Here is a 15,833-nt window from a genome sequence, read left to right on the forward strand (position 1 = left end):
GCATCTATACAAAATTTTACCCATCATACTAACATTAAAGTACCATGCCCTCTGTCTCCTTTGAGTCTTATCTGAAATCCATCCAAAAAAATCGACAAAAAGGAAGTGAACGCAGCCATTACCCCGCCTTAAAAGCCTTACTGGATGATCCGGCTAATGGAATTGATGCCGTTATCGAAGAAAAAGGCAACAAAGCCGGGATTCCCGATTTTACGGTAAAGCGGCGAGACTTGCTGGTGGGTTATGTGGAAGCTAAAGATGTTGGATTAGATCTCAATTCCATTGAAAAAACAGAGCAATTGCAGCGCTATCTCGAATCGTTCCCCAATTTGGTGTTAACCAACTATCTAGAGTTTCGCTGGTATGTCAATGGGAAGCGCCGACTGAAGCAGGTATTAGCCGATATTAACGACAATTGTAGAGACGCGCCATGGCGCGTCTCTACGGAAAAGATTGCCGCCCTGTTGGAGCAGTTTCTCAACTATACCGGGGAGATTATCAGCAATCCTGAAAACTTAGCCCAACAAATGGCAAGGTTAACTAAGGCAATTCGGTTGGCAACTCTAACGGCTTTGAGCCAGGAGGAAAATCAGGGAGAATTACATCAATTAAAGCAGGGATTTAGTGAAGTATTACTCCCCCAATTAACCGATCCTGACTTTGCCGATATGTATGCTCAGACGATATCTTATGGGTTATTTGCGGCACGAGTGGGTCATGCCCAAAATCCAGGGTGTGAGGGGTTTACCCGTCGCACGGCTGGCACCTATATTCCGGCAACGAATCCATTTTTAAAGCGGTTATTTAATACGATTGTGGAAACTGATGCCGTCAGTCAGATTGATTGGGCAATTGATGATCTGGTGCAATTGCTGGCTCAAGTGGATATGGGTAGTATTCTGGAAAAATTTGGGCAGCGCACTCGCCAAGATGATCCGGTTGTGCATTTTTACGAGACATTTCTGGCAGCGTATAATAAAGCCTTGCGAAATAGTCGGGGGGTGTATTATACACCGGAACCTGTGGTGTCGTTTATTGTCCGTTCCGTTGATGCGATTCTCAAAGAGCGGTTTAATTTGCCGTTAGGTTTAGCCGATAATACCAAAGATCCGAAAACCCAGAAGCCGAGAGTACAAATTCTTGATCCGGCAACGGGTACGGGTACGTTTTTGTATGAGGTAATTAAGCATATTTATCGCAATCTGGAAGACATTGGCATGGCGAACCAGTGGGATAGCTATGTGGAAGATAACTTGTTGAATCGCTTGTTTGGCTTTGAGTTATTGATGGCACCTTATGCAATTGCTCACCTTAAGCTAGGGCTAGCACTGCAAGAATTGGGGTATCAATTTAAGGGGAAACAGCGATTAGGGATTTATTTAACCAATACACTGGATGAGGCACTGAAAAAGTCAGAGATTTTATTTGGTCAATTTGTGGCGCAGGAAGCCAATGAAGCCGCGACGGTGAAGCGAGACGTGCCTGTAATGGTGGTGTTAGGAAATCCACCCTATTCTGGACATTCCGCTAATAAAAGTGAGTGGATTGCTGGATTGGTTCACGATTATTACTATGTGGATGGTTTGCCATTAGGTGAAAATAATCCTAAGTATTTGCAAGATGATTATGTAAAATTTATTCGGTTTGGGCAATGGCGAATTGATCGCACAGGTTCCGGGATTCTGGCATTGATTACGAATCATGGCTATTTAGATAATCCCACGTTTCGGGGAATGCGCCAGAGTTTAGAGAAGACATTTGACGAGATTTACTTTATAGATTTACATGGTAATAGTAAGAAAAAAGAAGTGGCTCCCGATGGTTCACCCGATAAAAATGTGTTTGATATCCAACAAGGAGTAGCAGTAGCTATTATGGTGAAATATCCCTAGGAGAAACCCTGATGAAATGGCGTGTTGTGCTTGAAATCGATGCAGAAACGGGAGATTGGGCAGTTTGGTGTCCAGAATTACCTGGTTGTGTTTCGGCGGGAGAAACCGAAGCCGAAGCCTTAGAGAGTATTCGTGACGCGATCGCACTCTATCTTGAACCTGATCCCATAGAGTTAAAATCAGGAGCCATTTTGCGGGAGGTTTCGGTTGGATGACTCGCAACCGTCGCCTGAATGCAGATGAAGTTGAGCGCATTCTGAAGCGTTATGGATTTGAATTGATTTCTCAAAAGGGTAGTCATCGCAAATGGAGAAATCTTGATCGCCAGCTTCAAGTGATTGTACCTTATCACAAGGGGCGTGATTTGCCACTCGGCACACTACGCAATATTATGATTGGTGCCGACATTCCCGAAAGTGAATGGAAAACGGAGTGAAGTTATCTATGACTAAGATTTATCATGCTGATCTCTGGGGTTCACGGGAAGATAAATATCGTTATCTTCAGGAGCATGATGTCACCACGGTTGAATGGACAGAAATCTTTCCTCAATCGCCGTTTTACTTATTCTGCCCTCAAAACACTGATTTACTCACTGAATATAATTCAGGCTGGAAAATTACAAAAATAATGCCAGTTCACGTTTATGGATTCAAAAGCCATCGTGATCACTATGCAATTGATTTTGATGCAAATGCTTTAAAGCATAGAATTGATGAGCTAGTTAAGATTTCAATTCTTGATGACCCAATTTACTCAAGTAAACATCATCTTGGTTCATGGGATTACAAATCTGCATCCCAGGAACTTTCAAAACAAAAAGATTACTTAGAAGATTTAGATTTATGTGCATATCGCCCTTTTGATAATAGACCCATGTTCTACTCTAGCTTAATCATGGATCGAATTCGTCCAGCTCTAAAGCGGCATCTTTTTAAGAAGAATAATTTTTGTTTGGTCTGTTCTCGTCAAATATCAAATTTAGAGTATAATCATTTTTTTGTGTCAGATTTAGTTCCTAATGATTGCTTAATATCCAATATCACGAAAGAATCTAACCATAATTTTCCTCTCTACCTCTATCCTGATACTACTAATCAACAAGGTAATTTATTTGTTGAAAAATCCCCTAATCTATCTTCAGACTTCATTGCCGCCATTAGAGAAAAACTTGGCTACATCCCCACTCCAGAAGCCATCTTTTACTACATCTACGCCATCTTCCACAGCCCCACTTATCGCCAACGCTATGCCGAATTCCTCAAAATCGACTTTCCCCGTGTCCCCTTAACCAGCAACGATAAACTCTTCAAAGACTTAGGGGCAAAAGGTCAAGAATTAGTCGATCTGCACCTGATGAAATCTAATAAACTCAACAACCTAATTACCAAAATAGGCGGCGATGGTGACAATGCTGTTACCGAAGTCACCTACAAACCCAAAGAACAGCGAGTTTACATCAACAAAACCCGCTATTTTGAAGGCATCGCTCCCGATGTGTGGGAATTTAAGATTGGTGGTTATCAAGTCTTAAGCAAATGGCTGAAAGACCGCAAGAAAGCCAAACGTACCTTATCCTTTGATGAACTGTTGCACTATCAAAAAGTCGTGGTTGCTATCAAGGAAACCATGGAACTCATGGAAGAGATTGATCAATTAATTCCCAGTTTTCCAATTGAGTAGAATTATTGTTGGATGGCTTAAATTTGTGCTAAAATATACTCACTCATTAATCAACATCTCCTCGTGTTTTAAAGTGAACCAATGCCGTTGAACCAAAACGCGATCGCGGTTTTTACTCCCTCTGTGCTAACTGTTACTAATCTCTAGACTTATCTACCTGTTTCTAGCATCCGGCTACGTCTAGCCTAATGCCCCAATCAGACTTGAGTCAATTGAAGGACTTGGGTTAATTGTGCTGACTTTTCACGGGAAACCTAGACACTTGCATCGGGGCGGGTTTAGTGAAAGAAAGGGTGCAACCGACAAGATAGTAGTGAAACCCGCCCCTACACCATCTCCCACTCTTCCACACAAAACATACTTTATTTGTGCCACATACCGTGAAAACGAAGGTTAATTATGATATAACCAAAAGGTCAGTTAGTAGATGCGCGATCGCACAACAGCAGCCAACTCCCTGATCCATAACCATTTTTGAGCAAACGACACGTCTATACAATTTTTTTCGCACAGCTATGCTAGCTTACCCAAGATTTGGTGTAACCTCAAAGGGAACAAGATTCATTCTTTCTGATTCACGTCGAAAACCAGGCGCATCCTCAAACCAATTTTAGTCAGCGGATGTTCCGCTATTTCGCTCGTCTATACGAGAAACATGGATTACCTGTCTATCCCGTCGCTATTTTTTCCTACGATACCCCTCGCACTCCCCAACCCAACTTTCATCGCGTCGAGTTTCCCGACAAAGTGGTTCTGAATTTCAACTACGCTGTCATTCAGCTTAATCCTCTCAACTGGCGAGATTTTCTCGAACAACAAAATCCCGTCGCCAGTGCGCTCATGGCTAAGATGAATATAGCCCCAGAAGACCGTCCCAGGGTAAAATCAGAATGCTTGCGCCTATTAGCAACCTTAAGACTTGACCCCGCACGGATGCAGTTAATTTCTGGGTTTGTTGATACATATCTGCGCCTGAATCCCCAAGAACAAGAGATTTTTCAAACAGAGATTGCTAGATTCGAGTTACAAGAGCGTGAGGTGGTTATGCAAATTGTCACAAGTTGGATGGAGGAAGGGCTACAACAAGGACTGCAACAAGGTAGACAGGAAGGCAGAAAGGAAGGAGAATTGATGCTAATTCAGCGTCTGCTGCGTCGGCGAATTGGTGTCGTTGAACCTTTATTACAGGCGCAAATTCAACAGTTATCCATCCCCCAGTTAGAGGATTTAGCAGAGGCGTTGCTGGATTTCTCAAATCGGGACGATTTAATCACCTGGTTAGAGCGTAGTGCGGAGGAATCGACTGAGGAGGAATGAGCTTTTGAGTATTGGGAATTAAGCGAATTTAAACCAAAATAAGGTTGTATTCACAATTATATCTATGCAAGCCCAGGAAAAACGCTACTATTCGCCCGAAGAATATCTAGAGTTAGAAGTAGCTTCCGAGTATCGCCACGACTATATAGATGGAGAAATTATTCCCGTGACAGGTGGAACACCCAATCACAATCGTATAGCGGGTAATCTTTATGCCGCGTTGAACTTTGCTTTAAAAGGCAAAACATACGATGTTTTCGTCGCTGATCAGCGGCTATGGATTCCTCAAAAGCGAATTCATACGTATCCAGATGTCATGGTTGTTTCAGGTGAGTTGTTGTTTGAAGTGGGACGCAGAGATACTATCACAAATCCGCTTATGATTGCTGAAGTTTTATCGGAATCTACCCGCAGCTATGATTGTGATCAAAAATTTTCGGCTTATCGCACGATACCAAGTTTTCGAGAATATCTACTCATCGACCAATACAAGGTTCATCTCCAACACTATGCTAAAGCTGATGAAAATAAATGGATATTTTCAGAATACTATGATCAAAGCAGTATTTTTTCTTTAGCTTCGATTCATTTTGACATATCTATCCAGGATGTCTATGATAAAGTCACGTTTGAGGCTAAGGAATAATCAGATTGAATCCAGAACCTCAGATGATTAGCCTCAAGGAAAATTCAGGGATTTATTGCTTGTTTGATCCATTGGCGATCGCACTCTTGAGTATAACGCGATCGGTTTTGCGGATCACCGCGCAATTCCAGGTGATCCACCTGTATCGGTTCGAGCAATAGGAGGCAGAAATTGGGCAATGGTTGCTCCGGATCAGGTGGCGGTTGGGAAAACGCCGGATCACTTTCTACTCTAGGTTCACCCGGATTCGACCAAGCAAATTGCACACGCGCTGCATCAGAAAGCCTTTGCCAGGTTGTTTGACGCTCATTTTTTAAGGTCAATTCGGGATAATCTTCTCCCACTAGAATAAGCTGACCCCTTAACCGAAATTGTTCGCGAGTCTTAGGAAAATACCAGCAAATTTCTGCCTCAGGATTAGGATTAATTTGATTAACTTTCTGGCTGCGCGAATCGGTGATAATTTTTAAGTAGTTATCGAAAAAGCCCCTAAACACAACGGTGCGATTAGCCGGATACCCATCTGGACAAACAGTTGCTAGTTGAAAGTAGCGAGCATAGGGTAAGCTGCGGTTGCGATGAAGGGCGCGAGATAGGGGAACTCGCCAGGGAGCAATTGACATTGTATGAAATGATGAATGATACCAAATCCGCTTGAAAAACCTTTTTTGTCATGGCGATTGAAATCGCTGCTATACAAACTTGCGTCCGCCTGCGCGGACTGGGTTATAGCGGGGGTAGCTAACCCGGATTTGGTATGATGAATGATACCATGTCCGGCTGGGCAAGTGCGTCTATCATACCCATAGTTAGGGGGAAGGGAGCATTAACTTCCTACTCTCCTACCCTTCTACTGATATTTAACAAAATAATCAATATGCTGAGCGACAATTCCCGGTACGGTTTCCGCTATGTCGTTTCCGGCTTGGTCAATCATCTGTAATTTAGTATTAGGGCTATGGTTGGCATACGCTTGAGCGTGATCAATCACTTCAAGTGAGTCTTGTTTTCCTTGAAGAATCAGCGTAGGGATGTCTAACTTGGGTAGATGTTCGTGTAATAATTCCCCTTGAATTTCCACCCGCCGTCGTCGGAACAACAATTGACAAGCTGTTGGGGATTGCAGCAATTGTTGTCGCTGTTTTAACGCTCTCTCAATATCTTTGTGACGCCCAAAAAGCCGCGCTAGAGGTAAGAGCGATCGCAGGATAGTATAGGCAAGGGGAGGACGCCCGACTAACCACTTCCGCCACTGCCAAGTTTTCCAGTCTCCATCGTCTCGAATGCCTTCAGGCGCTAATAACACTAATCCCTGAACCTGTTCCGGGTGATGCAACGTATAACTAGCAGCAATCCAAGCGCCTAAGGAATGACCAACCAGGTAAACTTCGGGAAGGTGTAACGCCTCGATAAAGTGGAACAAACACTCAACCTCAACCTGAATTGAGTAGTGCAGTTGCGGCGTTTGGGAGTCACCAAATCCTAATAAGTCAAGGGCAAAGCAATGATAATCTTGATGGAGGTACTCAATTAGGGGTAGCCACTGACTACTATCGCTCCAAGACCCGTGTAAAAATATAAGAGTGGGTCCTTGTCCCACTTCGCGCCAAAAAACTTGTCCCAAAGGTAGCTTAATTCGGGAATTCCGTAAGGTTAAATTCATCCTAGTTGCCGGGTGTTTCAAAACTCAATATTTAAAGTAGCAGTCTACATCTTTTCACTCGAAATTCAATAAGATTCGCTGCGAGTCCTCAGCTTCAACCTTAGCGAAGCGAGTCGCCGCGTCCTAAGCTGGGGAGGGATAGCGGGATACCTGAAGAATAGAAGCGTCCAATAATTTTTCATGAACATTTAGGCAACAGTGGTTTTACCGTCAAAATAGTCCTGCAACTGTCGCCCATGATCGTGACTCAGGTTGCCCATCGGGATCGCTGAACGTTCAAAGGCTTGAACTGCCGTAATTTCCCACACATCGTTTATCTGCATTGTTCCCTGAACCTCCGCTTCGACGACAACACAAACCGAATGAACTCTGGGATCGCGATCGGCGGCTGAGTAGATTCCCACCAATCGGCGAATTGCCAGCAACTCTAGTCCCGTTTCTTCTGCCAACTCCCGCCGCACGGTTGTGGGAATGTCTTGACCCCAATCCACCATCCCTCCAGGTAATCCCCATTTTCCGTTATCACGACGCCGAATCAGTACAATTTGTCCATCCGGTAAAACAGGGATAATACTTGTACCGAGGACTGGATGGCGGAAAATAATCCCCAATACCGTTTGGACAAAATACCAAATACGACCCATGGATTCAGATGGTTATGGAACAGTTGACATCCTCACCGCCCTACAAGGACGGTGATTCCTAAAAGCGTCGAACAGTGTTAACTGCACGTACTCTCGGTGGGTTGACGGCTCACCGCGCACTGCCCCAGATGAGGTCTTACACGCGCTCCCCGTCCGTTTATGTGGGTCTGCTAGGGCCCCGACTTCTTGAAAAACTTGAAGCCCAGCCTGTTCTATGTTGACTGAGGCATTATCATCAACGTTCTTTTCTCTTTACCAACGTGCTTGAGGTCCCGTCCAAACCTGGTTAACCACTTGACCGTACACAATCGGTTCATCGTCAAAGGCGAGGGTGGTTTCACCTTGGAAATTCACTGACAACACGGGCCAACGATCATCACCAAGTTCACCGACACGAAACAGAACCTGATCGGGATAGGTTTGACTCCACCCCAATAACACAGCATGGGTATAGTCAATTGGCTCAGGGGCGACGGTATACGTGCGATTTTTCTGGCGATCCCAAATCACTGCATAATCTGAAGCAAAGGATGTACTGAACAGACCTTCAAACTGTCGTGCTAAAAGGCGATCGCTAGACGGAGACCAAGACACGGGGATCAAAATAGCGAATGTTCCTGGCATATCAGCATCTTCATTACTGACTAAAGGATTATCAGATAAGGGAGATGACGCCGTAAGCGTTTGCAAATCTCCGGTCTGCAAATCTTCTAGGAACATCACACTGGTAACCCGGCTGCGATAGAATTCAGGTTGCCCTTGCATGGAAATGCGGCTATAGGCGGCGTATTGACCGTCTGGAGAAATCAATGATTGGCTGCGGTAGTAGCGTAAACCAAAGGTGTCACTCGCCGCTAGTTCCGCTTGGGTCGTCAACACCCAATTCCAAGGGATGGGATGAGGACTATCGAGAGGATCAATCTGCTCTACGGTCTCAATCATATCGGGAGCAGTTTCTTCAGTCACGTCGAGATTCGCTGGAGCAGAAGACACCGATGGGGGGTCGGTTTCTATAGGGAAATGGGCGGGTTCAGGGGTATGAACCTGTTGAGCTTGGGCAGATACGTTATAGGTCATCAGTAGCCAAGGAGCGAACAGTAAGAGGTATGGTTGTGAATAAAACCATCTGAATAAGCGGACTATTATTTTGAACATCGATATAGGTGAGGTTGCTAAACGGTGCGTCTTGTGTGAGGAGCAACGTTTTGGGAACTATGGCAGTGTTCTTTAGTCTATGTATATCAAGCTAAGGAACCGTGTAGACTGAACTTATAGAAACTTATGGGTTCAGTCTTTCAAACTGGATTGACCCGTATTGGCTGCACGGCACAGCTCACTACTACCAAGGGCGGTAAACGCCTCTGGAAGATACTTGCGGATAATTTGGATACTTCCGTTGATGTCCGCATTAATTACACGTCCATTACTTGACTTAAATAATCCTCTCTTGACACGTCTCCCAGCATATTTTGACTGCTTGCAAGTCCCTCATCTCCCTCATCTCCCTCATCTCCCTCATCTCCCTCATCTCCCTCATCTCCCTCATCTCCCTCATCTCCCTCATCTCCCTCATCTCCCTCATCTCCCTCATCTCCCTCATCTCCCTCATCTCCCCGTTGTCTAGTTAGAGGTGGTGATAAACTTCTGGCAAGTGGCATGATCGAATTAATGGGTGTATTGGTGTTATTCTTCTAGGGTCTGAATAAAATTCAGGAAAATCGGTGATTCAATCCGCTCATTCAGCAGATAAAACGACTTCTGCCTCTTTGAGGTCTCAACGCCCTTGGTTTCTCGTTTTTATATTCCGAGTGCTATTATTGGGCGTCAGTGGCGGCGTAGCCCTAATTTTGGGCATTGTCCTTGCCACGTTCTATCCCAGAACCAACCCAGAAAAACCCTTTTTCCTCAAAATGGTAAGCCATTTTGAAGGGCAGATGCCAGTCGTTTCTCCCCATACTACCCCAACATCGATACCAGAACCGACAGGTTCGCCACCTCAACTTACTCCTGTACAGAGACAACAGGTGCAAGCCCAGCTTACCCAACTGCAAGGTCAACTGCGATCATTGAGTGAGGGACTTGCCACCTTAGAAGCCCAACTGGGCAGTAGTCGCCCCAATGAATCCTTAGAAGCCCGATTGCAAGCGATCGCGCTGCAACTAGAAGGCGTTCAACCTCCCCCTGAAGAGGCAACATCCAATGGGAATAATCCGAATGCTACTGTAATAGCAGCTTCATCGGACTCATTCGGTTCTAGCCAAACCTTGAAGGTGACGTTACCAAGTGATGTTTTATTTGAGGGCAACAACAGCCTACTGCGTCCAGAAGCCGGCTTGATTTTAGACAAAATTATTGCAGATTTACGTAACTATCCGTCAAGTACCATCCGCATCGCCGCTCATACAGATAGCCAGGGTGAACCTGAGGATAATCGCGAATTGTCATTTCGTCGTGCCAAAGCTGTGGAGCAGTATTTCGCTCGCGCTTTTGGGGATGACTACCGCTGGTTAGTTGTCGGTTATGGTGAAACTCGTCCCCTTGTGGCAAATGATACCGATGCGAATCAGCAACGCAATCGCCGAATTGAAATTGCTGTCGAGTAAAATTGTTATTCGTCATTGGTCATTCGTCATTTGTCATTCGTCATTTGTCATTCATCAGTTTTTGACTGAAAGTATAAGATGAACGTTATTTTCTTCGGTACGCCTCAATTCGCCGTACCTACTTTAGAACGCTTAATCAACCATTCAGAATTTAATGTTCTGGGTGTGGTAACTCAACCCGATAAACGTCGAGGGCGGGGAAATAAACTATCTCCTTCACCCATAAAAACCTTGGCGCTAACTCATCAACTGCAAGTCTGGCAACCCAAACGGGTGAAAAAGCATGCAGAAACCCTGAGCCAACTCAAACAAGCTGAGGCAGATGTATTTGTCGTTGTTGCTTATGGACAGATTCTGTCTCAAGAAATTCTCGATATGCCCAGACTCGGCTGTGTGAATGTCCATGGTTCACTGTTGCCGAAATACCGGGGAGCCGCGCCAATCCAGTGGTGTTTGTATCAGGGTGAACCTGAAACTGGCATCACTACCATGCTGATGGATGCTGGGATGGACACGGGACCCATGTTACTGAAGGCTCACACACCCATTGGGCTATTAGACGATGCCCATCAGTTAGCTGTAAGACTGTCGGATTTGGGGGCGGATTTGTTAATCGAAACGCTGCTGAAGTTAAACAAAGGGGATGTGCAACCCATCGCCCAGAATAATTCCCAAGCGACGTATGCGCCCCTGATTCAAAAATCAGATTATGCTGTCGATTGGTCACGATCTGCCATAGAAATACACAATCAGATCAAAGGATTTATACCGAATTGTGTCGCCTCATTTCGGGATCAATCCCTGAAAATCCTGGCAACTGCTCCTCTGGGAGAGGCTTACTTTCCCCAGTTACCTACAGATTTAAAGATTCCGGAGCAACAATGGTTGTCTGTACGAGAAGCCTCTGGGCGTCCCGGAGAAGTGGTGAGTATTATTAAGGGACTTGGACTGATTATTCAAACAGGTGAAGGATTGTTGCTACTGCGCGAAGTTAAGCTAGCTGGTAAACGCGCTCAGTCGGCTTGGGACTTTGCTAATGGTATGCGGGTAGCTGGGGGAGAGATTTTAGTTTCACGTCACGGCGATTAAAATCGCTGCTACACAAACAAAGTCCGCCTACGCGGACTAAAGAGAAAATTAATAAAGGAAAAAATTAAAGTAAAGGTAACCTCCTCTTGTTTGATTACCTTTGCTTACCCTGCTATTTCAGAGCAGGAAAGGAGTCAGTTGAGTGACGTCCTCCTACACCGACCCTACGACGGTTGTAGGCTTCCTTTGTCGCCGTTGCAAGAACGACGCTTCCAGCATTTTATAGTGGGGAATACGCCCAGCCCCACTTCTTGCTTATCGCAAGAGAAACTTTAGTTATGGAGTTGAGTTTTTGCTGTCAAGTTACCAGCTTTTACAGCTTTGTAGATGAAACACAAAAACAATTTATCCATCCGTTAATAGCAGCTGGTGAAAAGCAAGTTGTCAATAATAGACTGGCGAAGAATCCCACGCTCAATCGAAGATTAGAGCGTGGGGCTTCTCGCCGGATAAGCTAATACCAATCTGGAACGACGTCTTCTGCTCCTTCACCCCCTACACCGATGCCTGTGTAGAATATGTCAGCATTACTGATGGTCATATCCTGCATTGATGCGCCATAGACGTTGGCATCGTAAATCGTGGCTTCTGTAAAATCAACCCGGTTTAAATTCGCTTCTTTCATATCCGCGTTGGTGACAAACGCGCCTGTCAAATTCGCCCCTGCCAAATTTGCCTCGCGTAGATCAGCACCTTCAAGGTTCGCGTGGCTTAGGTTTGCACCTTGCAGATTTGCCTCTCTCAAGTCAGCGCCAATCAGATGGGCACCTTTGAGATTAGCTCCCGATAGATCGCAGTTTGCACAGGCTCCAGTGGATAATAACTGTTGCACATGAAGTGGATTTTCAGCTTTGACGGAGCTAGCGAACACTAGGGGAGTGAGTAAGGTTATCATTGCTAGAATCTTATGTTGCATAAGTTCCCCCTTTATTTTCAAGTTTTTTTCCGTTCTTTACCTCACGATTCTATTATCTCATTAAATGAGCCGAAATGTAAATTATACCAAGGAGCTATACTATACATTCAAGGTTTCTTCACAGAAGCAAGTTCTGGTGAAAAATACTCCTTAAGGATGAGAGGGATGCTCTCGATATTTTTCGCTATTCTATCCAGAGACCTGATCATGCCTCTATCTGGAGGGGGGGATCTGATTACAAAATTGTTACCTTTTTCATAAATCAGCCGAGAATTCTGAATGATGAATCCCTCATTTTTCTGCCGTGCCACGTTGCTTGGTCAACTGGTCAATTGTATCGCCAATGACAGCGGTTAAGCTGTTGCGGGTTTGGGCGTGATTGGCTTGCTCAATTTTTAAGGCATTGATGAGGCGATCGCGCTCCATCATCACCTCGATCAGTTTTTGTTGCAACTGTTCTATGGTTTGCAGTTTTGCCACCTCCTGTTCAATAGCAGAGGTGGCGTCGGGATCTTGAGCTTTTAATTGAGCCTTCTCCTGTTGCAGTTGCTGAACTTCAAGTGTGAGGGCGTCGAGCTGTTGTTGGGCGAGTCGGGCTTCAGTGCGGCGTTGCTGGGCTTCAGTATTGTAGAGGCGACGCCAGTTAGCCGCAGATTCATTGGCAGCATCGCGATCGCGAATACTATCGGCGAGTTGCTGTTTCAGTTCCTTGATTTCGGCTAACCATTGTCTGACATCGTTGCTCATCGCAGACTGCTCCTGTAGGGGTTTCTGGACAAATAGGGAGTTGTGTAGATCCCTAGACTGACTCCTGTTTATATTTAAGGGTCTAAAAATTTGGCACAGTAAGGGTGAACGATACTGCTAGCCCACCCATTCTTTATGCTACGTCCCCGTCTACTCCGTTTCTTACATTTTTTTCGGTATCTGAATCTGGCAACCCTGAGAATCACCGTCAGTCGTGCCTTAAAACATAGGCTCTTGAGTTTGTCTTCTCAGATGGCATATAACGCCATGTTAGCCCTGTTTCCCGCAATTTTGGTGATTTTCACCGTGATTGAGTTATTCAAACAATTTTTCCCTTGGACGAATCCAGCCGATCAACTCGGTGAAGTAGCGCCAGAGCAGGCGATGGAACTGATGCGTAATTTTGCCGAGGGAATTAACCTCACAGACAATCGGGGTTTATTTTCCTTAAGCTTCATTATGGCAATTTGGGTGTCATCTGGGGCGCTGAATGCGGCGATGAATGCCCTTGACCAAATTAATCAAATTTCCTCAGAAAAAACTCGACCTTTTTGGAAAGCTAAGTTAATTGCTATGGGTTTGACTCTAGGCAGTGTTTTACTCCTATTCATCGCCTCATTTATCTTGTTTATTAGTAACTGGGCGGTCAACTTGGTGGAATATAAAAGTATTGTTGTCATCTTGTTGACCCTCTTACGGCTTTTAAGTTGGCTCATTGCCTTAAGCTTAGTTTCCATCGTCTTTGCAATTATCTACCGCTTTGGCATCAGCCACTGGCGTCAGGGAAACCCGATTATACCTGGAGCCGTTTTAGCTGCCGTATTATGGGCGATTGTATCTGGTGTGTTTCGGAATTACGTGGCGTCGAATTTCAGCAATTATCACAAAATTTATGGCGCTTTGGGGGCAGTGATTGTTTTACAGCTTTGGTTATACATGACATCTCTGGTACTTTTATTAGGAGATCAACTTAATCTTACAGTAGGAGAGGCAATGCAAGCGGCTAAAGAGCGATCAATTGAGAAACCTGAGTTAAAAGCAATATCTGAGATATCCGAATCCAAAATCCAATGACCCATAATTCCAAAACGTCTACTCTCCAGCGTCTGCGTCGGTTGAGCCATTTGCTCGACAATGCCATTCCCATTCCGGGAACACCATGGCGTTTCGGTCTAGATCCTGTGTTAGGTTTGTTACCGGGGGCAGGTGATTTTTTAGGAACAGCGTTCTCTACCTATATCGTACTCGAAGCAGCACGGATCGGTATCCCGCGATCGCTATTAGGACAAATGGTTATTAATATTCTTTTGGATACAGTCATTGGTTCTGTACCCATCGTGGGCGATATTGCTGATGCAACCTGGAAAGCAAATGCTAAAAATATCGAACTGCTGGAAACGTATTGGGATAGTCCTCAACCTGAAAAACAGACGGATTGGTTTTTTCTGGTCTTGCTTTTGCTAGGGTTACTTATAGCCGTAATCATTATCGCTACTCTTAGCTTGCTGGTCATCAAAGGATTTTTGGCAGTCATAAACCGTTAAACAGTGGCATAAAATATACACTCAGGTTCCTCATTACTATAGATATAGTCATAGTCAAACGTCAAAAAATCTAGATTACAGCTTATTGAAAATCCTAAATTTAGGATTATTTGATGGGTAAAAGTAGATGAAACTAATTCAATAAGTTTCTTTTCATAAATATTGGGCTGCTTGATATAGTAATCGCGCTTAGCAAAAAATACCTTTTCATTTTTTGGTACAACAATTCCATTAATTCGATGAGAATATTGGATAGGCTTAATATAACTCCGGATAAAACTTTCTTGATTTTTCTGAAGCTGATACAATCGCTCGTGTTGTAGCCAGCTCATCTGAAATATCATTTTGATCACTTCACAGCCCAAAATATAATTGAAAAGATTATGACGTTCTTCTGGACTGTGAATCAGTCGCAGCACAAACTCTAAATAGAGTTCGGGTTCTTTTTGTAACGTTTGTGCTGAATGAATACAAAATTGTTCGATATAGCTGTTTAACACCAAAGGATTGAGTTCTTTTTCAATACAGAATTTTCGCAAATACTTGGTGACTAGCTGAAGGCGGATTCGATCTTGCAAAATCTCCTCCACCAAACTATCAGCTACATAATCATCTAAAAAACCCGTCAATTCAGCTTGTATTTCTGGTGAAGTCGCACACATTAAATAACAAAGGGACATAATATGCTTTCGCTGATCTGAGGGAAGGGTATTTGCCCATTTTTTCACAGCTAATGTAATCTTCTCTAGGACGCCAATCCCTTGAGTTTCTTCTAGACTGTTCGAGTTCTTGGTTAGCATCGTTAAAACTATCATAAACAACGGTTTTAGCGGTCACGGTCGGGGAAATAATAAATTTAACAGCATCTTTGCGGATCTGCCAACTGATCGCTTACAGGGGTAACGGCTGTATTAACACACCCTGCTACCGTTAAAGTCCCCCTACCCCCCCTCACAAGGGTAGGTTTTTTACATTGACGGTATAATGGAGGTAAGACTTGGAAGACCTGGAGGGAAAGTGGACAAGGAAGAAGACCAAAAAACCATCAAAACTCATGAAGATCTAATTCCATGTTACGGAATAAACATT

General features: G+C 44.3%; 17 protein-coding genes and 1 pseudogene. 10 read left to right on the top strand and 8 right to left on the bottom strand.

Annotation, left to right across the window (positions count from 1 at the left end; genetic code table 11):
• The first annotated feature begins 44 nt into the window (after positions 1-44).
• The 6 genes and pseudogenes from RIG27_RS11155 (at position 45) to RIG27_RS11180 (ending at position 5,538) form a co-directional block, all read left to right on the top strand.
• On the top strand, positions 45-1,892 hold the full coding sequence (locus tag RIG27_RS11155) for an N-6 DNA methylase (protein ID WP_446345122.1): 1,848 nt from the start codon (positions 45-47) through the stop codon (positions 1,890-1,892).
• An 11-nt stretch (positions 1,893-1,903) separates the two neighbouring features.
• Positions 1,904-2,107, top strand: a complete 204-nt coding sequence (locus RIG27_RS11160) for a type II toxin-antitoxin system HicB family antitoxin (RefSeq protein ID WP_446341504.1) — start codon at positions 1,904-1,906, stop codon at positions 2,105-2,107.
• Positions 2,104-2,328: a type II toxin-antitoxin system HicA family toxin gene (locus RIG27_RS11165; protein WP_446341506.1), complete on the top strand. Its 225-nt coding sequence runs from the start codon at positions 2,104-2,106 to the stop codon at positions 2,326-2,328. Before RIG27_RS11160 ends, RIG27_RS11165 begins: the two co-directional genes overlap by 4 nt.
• An 8-nt stretch (positions 2,329-2,336) precedes the next feature.
• The gene (locus RIG27_RS11170) at positions 2,337-3,575 is read left to right on the top strand and encodes a type ISP restriction/modification enzyme (protein ID WP_446345124.1); all 1,239 of its coding nucleotides are present in this window, start codon (positions 2,337-2,339) and stop codon (positions 3,573-3,575) included.
• Between the two features lie 549 nt (positions 3,576-4,124).
• Positions 4,125-4,892, top strand: a pseudogene (locus RIG27_RS11175) (Rpn family recombination-promoting nuclease/putative transposase); the annotation flags it as partial.
• A gap of 64 nt (positions 4,893-4,956) precedes the next feature.
• Positions 4,957-5,538 carry a Uma2 family endonuclease gene (locus RIG27_RS11180; RefSeq protein WP_446345126.1) on the top strand — a complete coding sequence of 194 codons (582 nt, stop codon included), beginning with the start codon at positions 4,957-4,959 and terminating at the stop codon, positions 5,536-5,538.
• Positions 5,539-5,582: 44 nt separating this feature from the next.
• On the opposite strand, the gene RIG27_RS11185 is transcribed toward RIG27_RS11180, so the two are convergent.
• The 5 genes from RIG27_RS11185 to RIG27_RS11205 form a co-directional block, all read right to left on the bottom strand.
• Positions 5,583-6,161 (bottom strand): Npun_F5749 family FMN-dependent PPOX-type flavoprotein, encoded by a 579-nt coding sequence (locus tag RIG27_RS11185; protein ID WP_446345128.1) that lies wholly within the window; start codon positions 6,159-6,161, stop codon positions 5,583-5,585.
• A 227-nt stretch (positions 6,162-6,388) separates the two neighbouring features.
• Positions 6,389-7,201 carry an alpha/beta fold hydrolase gene (locus tag RIG27_RS11190; RefSeq protein WP_446341512.1) on the bottom strand — a complete coding sequence of 271 codons (813 nt, stop codon included), beginning with the start codon at positions 7,199-7,201 and terminating at the stop codon, positions 6,389-6,391.
• Positions 7,202-7,389: 188 nt separating this feature from the next.
• Positions 7,390-7,845 carry an NUDIX hydrolase gene (locus tag RIG27_RS11195; protein ID WP_446341514.1) on the bottom strand — a complete coding sequence of 152 codons (456 nt, stop codon included), beginning with the start codon at positions 7,843-7,845 and terminating at the stop codon, positions 7,390-7,392.
• A gap of 252 nt (positions 7,846-8,097) precedes the next feature.
• A complete protein-coding gene (locus tag RIG27_RS11200; RefSeq protein ID WP_446341516.1) occupies positions 8,098-8,922 on the bottom strand; it encodes a hypothetical protein in 825 nt (274 codons plus the stop codon).
• Positions 8,923-9,257: 335 nt separating this feature from the next.
• The gene (locus RIG27_RS11205; RefSeq protein WP_446345131.1) at positions 9,258-9,503 is read right to left on the bottom strand and encodes a hypothetical protein; all 246 of its coding nucleotides are present in this window, start codon (positions 9,501-9,503) and stop codon (positions 9,258-9,260) included.
• A 63-nt stretch (positions 9,504-9,566) separates the two neighbouring features.
• On the opposite strand from RIG27_RS11205, the gene RIG27_RS11210 reads away from it, so the two are divergent.
• Complete coding sequence (locus tag RIG27_RS11210) at positions 9,567-10,448, top strand: OmpA family protein (protein WP_446345133.1); 882 nt, start codon at positions 9,567-9,569, stop codon at positions 10,446-10,448.
• A gap of 78 nt (positions 10,449-10,526) precedes the next feature.
• Positions 10,527-11,537 carry a methionyl-tRNA formyltransferase gene (gene fmt, locus RIG27_RS11215; RefSeq protein ID WP_446345135.1) on the top strand — a complete coding sequence of 337 codons (1,011 nt, stop codon included), beginning with the start codon at positions 10,527-10,529 and terminating at the stop codon, positions 11,535-11,537.
• A 454-nt stretch (positions 11,538-11,991) separates the two neighbouring features.
• On the opposite strand, the gene RIG27_RS11220 is transcribed toward fmt, so the two are convergent.
• Both RIG27_RS11220 and RIG27_RS11225 read right to left on the bottom strand, forming a co-directional pair.
• Positions 11,992-12,453: a pentapeptide repeat-containing protein gene (locus RIG27_RS11220; protein WP_044205815.1), complete on the bottom strand. Its 462-nt coding sequence runs from the start codon at positions 12,451-12,453 to the stop codon at positions 11,992-11,994.
• A 291-nt stretch (positions 12,454-12,744) separates the two neighbouring features.
• Positions 12,745-13,200: a hypothetical protein gene (locus RIG27_RS11225; protein WP_446345137.1), complete on the bottom strand. Its 456-nt coding sequence runs from the start codon at positions 13,198-13,200 to the stop codon at positions 12,745-12,747.
• A gap of 135 nt (positions 13,201-13,335) precedes the next feature.
• Here RIG27_RS11225 and RIG27_RS11230 point away from each other — a divergent pair, with 135 nt between their 5' ends.
• Entirely contained in the window at positions 13,336-14,274 is a 939-nt protein-coding gene (locus RIG27_RS11230) for a YihY/virulence factor BrkB family protein (RefSeq protein ID WP_446345139.1), read from the top strand.
• Positions 14,271-14,744, top strand: a complete 474-nt coding sequence (locus RIG27_RS11235; protein ID WP_446345141.1) for a DUF4112 domain-containing protein — start codon at positions 14,271-14,273, stop codon at positions 14,742-14,744. Before RIG27_RS11230 ends, RIG27_RS11235 begins: the two co-directional genes overlap by 4 nt.
• Here RIG27_RS11235 and RIG27_RS11240 read toward each other — a convergent pair.
• Positions 14,741-15,544: a cobyrinic acid a,c-diamide synthase gene (locus RIG27_RS11240; protein WP_446341528.1), complete on the bottom strand. Its 804-nt coding sequence runs from the start codon at positions 15,542-15,544 to the stop codon at positions 14,741-14,743. The genes RIG27_RS11235 and RIG27_RS11240 overlap by 4 nt on opposite strands.
• Positions 15,545-15,833: the final 289 nt, after the last annotated feature.

The organism is Coleofasciculus sp. F4-SAH-05 (assembly GCF_040222985.1).
Lineage (GTDB): Bacteria > Cyanobacteriota > Cyanobacteriia > Cyanobacteriales > Coleofasciculaceae > Coleofasciculus > Coleofasciculus chthonoplastes.